Raw genomic sequence first — 5,473 nt, forward strand, 5'->3', positions numbered from 1 at the left:
GTTATAATTAGGGGTCAAGCCGTCGACGCCTTGACACCCCGAATCATACCAAGGGGACTTTTCTATTTCAATAGGGTTCCACTAACCAAACAGGAATGCTCCCGATGGATCAGCTCGAAAGGAGAGACAACCAAAAGAGAGCGAGAGCCGTAGCGAAGGACGGCTTTTGCGAGTAAAAGCGAAGCGTTAGGAGCACATCTTTGCACTAGCGAACTGGTTGGCTCACCGAGAGCCCATGGGAAAGCGTCCGCCAACTGGAGCTTCCATCCCTTCATGCACACATATTCAATTACTATTCCCATGCATTTGCTTTTGAACTTAAATAACTTCCCCCCCTTCTACTAACTCTTACTATAGAAAAAAACAGCAGAAGGTTCTCTGCTGTTTTGGGTTGTTATAAAGAAGATAAATACTCGAGTAGGCATCCTACAATACGCTTGGAGGCGTGGCCGTCACCATATGGGTTGTGGGCCTTGGACATTTTTTCGTACTCTGCGTCGTCGGACAGGAGTGCGTCGGAAAGTTGGAAGATGCTTTCTTCTTCAGTTCCAGCCAAGCGCAGCGTTCCTGCATCGATACCTTCTGGGCGTTCGGTCGTGTCTCGCAAGACGATAACTGGCTTTCCGAGAGATGGTGCTTCTTCTTGAATGCCGCCTGAGTCTGTCAGGATAATATGCGAACGCGCCGCAAAGTTATGGAAATCCAATACTTCTAACGGTTCGATTAGATGCACGCGGTCGTTGTTACCGAGCAACTCATCCGCCACTTCACGTACTGCCGGATTCATGTGGACAGGGTAGATTACCTGGATGTCATCGTGTTTGTCGAGCAGACGGTTGATCGCACGGAACATGTTGCGCATCGGTTCGCCGAGGTTTTCGCGGCGGTGTGCTGTCAACAGTACTAAGCGATCATCACCAAGAGTATCGAAAATCGGATGATGGTAATCAGGATCTACCGTAGTTTGCAATGCATCGATGGCAGTATTGCCCGTGACGTAGATACGTTCTTTGTTTTTCCCTTCGTCGATCAGGTTTTGTGCTGATCTTTCCGTTGGTGAAAAATGAAGATCCGCAATGACACCTGTCAGTTGGCGATTCATTTCTTCAGGGTACGGAGAATATTTATTCCACGTACGTAGTCCCGCTTCGACGTGTCCTACTGAAATTTGATTATAGAATGCAGCCAGACTACCAATGAACGTCGTGGATGTATCGCCGTGAACGAGCACGATGTCCGGTTGCGCTTCTTTCATTACTTTATCCAGACCTTCAAGACCGCGCGTAGCCACATCGATCAGTGTCTGACGGTCTTTCATAATATTTAAATCATAGTCTGGTGTGATGTTGAATGTTTCCAGCACTTGGTCAAGCATTTGACGATGCTGAGCTGTGACGGTAACAATTGACTCGATTTGCTCTGGATGCTTTTCAAGTTCCAATACAAGTGGTGCCATTTTAATAGCTTCCGGTCTCGTACCGAAAATGGTCATCACTTTCCATTTCTTAGTCAATGAATGATCCCTCCATTATTTCGTGCCGAATAAACGGTCACCCGCGTCACCTAGACCCGGTACAATGTAGCCATGTTCATCAAGCTTTTCGTCTAGCGCTGCGATGTATACATCTACATCGGGGTGCGCTTTTGTTAATACTTCCACGCCTTCTGGAGCCGCGACCAAGCACATGAACTTAATGTTCACTGCACCACGTTTTTTCATTGAATTGATTGCCTCGACTGCTGTGCCGCCTGTCGCAAGCATCGGATCCACTACGATGAATTCGCGTTCGGATACGTCAGATGGTAACTTTACAAAGTATTCAACAGGTTTTAGTGTTTCTGGGTCGCGGAATAATCCAACGTGTCCCACTTTTGCAGCAGGGATTAGATCGATGATTCCGTCTACCATACCAATTCCCGCGCGCAAGATTGGAACTATACCTAATTTCTTCCCTGCTAAAATGCGTGATTTCGCTTCACAGACGGGTGTTTGGATCGTGATTTCTTGTGTTGGTAGATCACGTGTAATCTCAAACGCCATAAGTGTCGCTAGTTCGTTCACTAGTTCACGGAATTCTTTCGTGCCTGTATCTGCCTTTCGTATAAACGTTAATTTGTGCTGAATTAATGGATGATCAAATACATGTACTTTTCCCATTTATATCGCTCCTTTTCGGAATATCTTGTACATTATAACAGAAACTTTGCGATAGGCGCAGTGAACATGTGTGATTTGTTCGAACGAAATAGATTAAGGTTAGTTCAGCAAAGGTTGCGAGTATTTAGATATTCAGACATATGCTCAATGTATGCGATTCAGCGCTCTATCACGACCGTTGAACGCTCTATATGGCACGTGATCCGCTCTATGGAGAACCCTGAATGCTCTATCATGACTTTTATCCGCTCTATTCTCCCCTTTATCCGCTCACAGACTCTAGAACACCACACTAAAAAACGCCTGACACAATGTCAGGCGCTACATTTCTTACTTATATAGAGGATGCTGATCTGTTAGAGCTGTGATTGCTTTACGTGCTTCGTCTTTTGCTGACTGGTCTTCGTGGTTTTTCAATAACTCTGCGATGATGCGTCCCACTTCTACCATGTCTTCTTCAACGAAACCGCGTGTTGTAACTGCAGGTGTACCGATACGGATACCAGATGTAATGAATGGTCCTTCTGTGTCGAATGGTACAGTGTTCTTGTTTACTGTAATACCGACTTCATCCAATACGTGCTCTGCTACTTTACCTGTTAGTTCAAGTGATTTCAGCTTCACAAGTACGATGTGGTTGTCCGTACCGCCTGAAACTACATCAATACCTTCTGCTTGAAGTTTTTCAGCCAATGCTACAGCGTTTTTCTTTACTTGTTGCGCGTACGCTTTGAATGAAGGATTCAATACCTCTTTGAACGCTACCGCTTTTGCAGCGATTACGTGCATCAATGGTCCACCTTGAACGCCTGGGAATACTGTTTTATCAATTTTCTTACCGAATTCTTCAGCTGTTTCTTCATTCAATAGAATGATACCGCCACGTGGTCCACGCAATGTTTTATGCGTTGTAGATGTCACGAAGTGTGCGTGTGGAACTGGGTTTTGATGCTCACCTACTGCTACTAGTCCAGCAATGTGTGCCATATCTACCATCAAATATGCGCCAACTTCATCCGCAATTTCACGGAATTTCGCGAAGTCGATTGCACGTGGGTATGCACTTGCACCTGCAACAATCATTTTCGGCTTGTGCTCAAGCGCCTTTTGACGAACGTCTTCATAGTCGATGACTTCTTCTTCTTTTGTTACACCGTAATCTACAAAATTATAAAGCTTTCCGGAGAAGTTTACTGGTGAACCGTGTGTTAAGTGACCGCCGTGAGAAAGGTTCATCCCAAGAACTGTATCGCCAGGCTCAAGTGCTGTGAAGTAAACAGCCATGTTTGCTTGTGCACCGGAGTGTGGCTGTACGTTTGCATATGCTGCACCGAAGATTTCTTTAACGCGGTCGCGTGCGATGTTTTCAACAACGTCTACGTGCTCACATCCACCGTAGTAACGCTTGCCTGGATAGCCTTCAGCGTATTTATTCGTCAAGTAAGATCCTTGCGCTTCCATTACCGCTTCCGTAACGAAGTTTTCAGATGCGATTAGTTCGATGTTCGAGTTCTGACGGTTTTTTTCAGCCATGATTGCCTCATATACTGCTGCATCATCGCGTTGTACATTGCTTAAGTCCATTGGATAGTATCCCCTTTTTCTGATAGTTTTATATTTTCTTGTATTGTACACGGTTTATTCGTATTTAGCACGACTTCCGCCAATTAATTTTGGACGAGTTGTCGCGAGTGTGATGACAGCTTCACCGATTTTGTTAATGGATGTTCGGATTGGTACTACAACCGGCTTCATTTGCATGCCAATTAAAGTTTGTCCGATGTCGATACCGGCGTTTGCCTGTACAGATTCCACTACGACAGGATCGCTGAATTGCTTGTACGCATAGGTGGACATAGAGCCCCCCGCTTTAAAGACAGGTACGACGGATACAGGTTCCAAATGAAATTGCTGTGCCGTTTTGCGTTCCAGTGTGATCGCACGGTTAATGTGCTCGCAGCCTTGGAAAGCTAAATGCACATTGTATTTATCCGCAAACGCCTGAAGCGGTACGAATAATGCTTCTCCTATTTCAAGTGCACCGTTCGTGCCGATCCGTGCACCTGCTACTTCAGAAGTAGAACAGCCGACGACGAAAATCGTCCCTTCGGCAGGTGGTGCTTGTTCAGCAAATTCGGTCAATGCTTGTTCTAGTTGCAGTTTCCATAATTGAATGGCATCCACTTGTTCCACCTGCTTTCATTAGTTCTTTTCAAGTTCCATCATTTTATTTATACGACGCTCGTGACGGCCGCCTTCAAATTCGGTTTCAAGCCAAGTGCTAACGATTTCTCGTGCTAGCCCTGGTCCAATTACGCGTTCTCCCATTGCTAAGATGTTGGAGTCGTTATGTCCGCGTGTTGCTTTTGCGCTGAATACATCATGAACGAGCGCGCAACGAATGCCTTTGACTTTATTGGCGGAAATGGACATGCCGATTCCTGTGCCACAAATCAAGATGCCGCGGTCTACTTTCCCCGCTACGACGTCATTTGCTACTGGTACTGCATAGTCTGGATAGTCGACGGAAGTGTCGGCGTCCGGCCCGTAGTCGATATATTCTATGTCGAGTTCGGTTAATAGATTGGTGATCTCTTTTCGGAGATTGTTGCCTCCGTGGTCTGAAGAAATTGCAACTTTCACTGCGCACCCTCATTTCTATTTTTACTTATCGCTTATTCTATCATTGTTCGATAAAAAAATCATCGGTTTTACTGTACTTTTTATGAATTTTTCATTTTGAAACGTTGAAGTTTTGTCATAAAGACGAATGTTATATGAATAAAGTTAATGTATCGTACGTCTTTTTAGCGGTGTTTTATGGTTTAGGGTCGTTGCTCGACATTGACTTGTTCATTGAAAGTAGTGAGGGTCATGCTTTGGAGCCGCGCAGGCACGTGGGGGATTGCCTACAGCCATGAGCCAACTAGCGGTGGAGCTGCTAGCTGTCTCATGGCCACGGCCTACCCCGCAGTTGTGCCTGCGCTACTGAGTGGTTGACAAGTTCAGTTGTGGTTTATAGAGGATGAAAACCAGTGACTGGGTGATACCTTTTTTCCGTTTCGACATAGTCACTAACAAATAGATGGGATCGTTGCTCGACATAGTCACTAACAAATAGATGGGATCATCGCTCGACATTGGCTTGTTCATTGAAAGTAGTGAGGGTCATGCTTTGGACCCGCGCAGGCACGTGGGGGATTGCCTCCAGCCATGAGCCAACTAGCGGTGGAGCTGCTAGCTGTCTCATGGCCACGGCCTACCCCGCAGTTGTGCCTGCGCTGCTAAGTACTTACCATGTCAGGTTGTGGTTTA

Annotated in this window: 6 protein-coding genes; 1 reads left to right on the top strand and 5 read right to left on the bottom strand. The window is 45.8% G+C overall.

What is annotated here, in order from left to right; all coding sequences use genetic code 11:
* Window positions 1-394: 394 nt before the first annotated feature.
* From wecB to rpiB, 5 genes are all read right to left on the bottom strand, one after another.
* Window positions 395-1,513: a non-hydrolyzing UDP-N-acetylglucosamine 2-epimerase gene (gene wecB / locus CSV69_RS16300; protein WP_099625045.1), complete on the bottom strand. Its 1,119-nt coding sequence runs from the start codon at window positions 1,511-1,513 to the stop codon at window positions 395-397.
* A gap of 15 nt (window positions 1,514-1,528) precedes the next feature.
* Window positions 1,529-2,158, bottom strand: a complete 630-nt coding sequence (upp, locus tag CSV69_RS16305; protein WP_085428150.1) for a uracil phosphoribosyltransferase — start codon at window positions 2,156-2,158, stop codon at window positions 1,529-1,531.
* 330 nt (window positions 2,159-2,488) lie between these two features.
* A complete protein-coding gene (glyA, locus tag CSV69_RS16310; RefSeq protein ID WP_099693981.1) occupies window positions 2,489-3,742 on the bottom strand; it encodes a serine hydroxymethyltransferase in 1,254 nt (417 codons plus the stop codon).
* Between the two features lie 54 nt (window positions 3,743-3,796).
* Window positions 3,797-4,342 (bottom strand): TIGR01440 family protein, encoded by a 546-nt coding sequence (locus tag CSV69_RS16315; protein WP_199170437.1) that lies wholly within the window; start codon window positions 4,340-4,342, stop codon window positions 3,797-3,799.
* Between the two features lie 18 nt (window positions 4,343-4,360).
* Window positions 4,361-4,801, bottom strand: a complete 441-nt coding sequence (gene rpiB, locus CSV69_RS16320) for a ribose 5-phosphate isomerase B (RefSeq protein ID WP_085428147.1) — start codon at window positions 4,799-4,801, stop codon at window positions 4,361-4,363.
* A gap of 231 nt (window positions 4,802-5,032) precedes the next feature.
* Here rpiB and CSV69_RS17365 point away from each other — a divergent pair, with 231 nt between their 5' ends.
* On the top strand, window positions 5,033-5,158 hold the full coding sequence (locus CSV69_RS17365; RefSeq protein WP_255396896.1) for a hypothetical protein: 126 nt from the start codon (window positions 5,033-5,035) through the stop codon (window positions 5,156-5,158).
* The last annotated feature ends 315 nt before the right edge of the window (window positions 5,159-5,473 follow it).

It is taken from the genome of Sporosarcina sp. P26b, from assembly GCF_002743245.1.
In the GTDB taxonomy this organism is placed as follows: domain Bacteria; phylum Bacillota; class Bacilli; order Bacillales_A; family Planococcaceae; genus Sporosarcina; species Sporosarcina ureae_C.

Coding starts and splice junctions, on each gene's coding strand:
- upp (WP_085428150.1), bottom strand. CDS start 2,158: ATGGGAAAAGTACATGTATTTGATCATCCATTAATTCAGCACAAATTA.
- glyA (WP_099693981.1), bottom strand. CDS start 3,742: ATGGACTTAAGCAATGTACAACGCGATGATGCAGCAGTATATGAGGCA.
- CSV69_RS17365 (WP_255396896.1), top strand. CDS start 5,033: ATGCTTTGGAGCCGCGCAGGCACGTGGGGGATTGCCTACAGCCATGAG.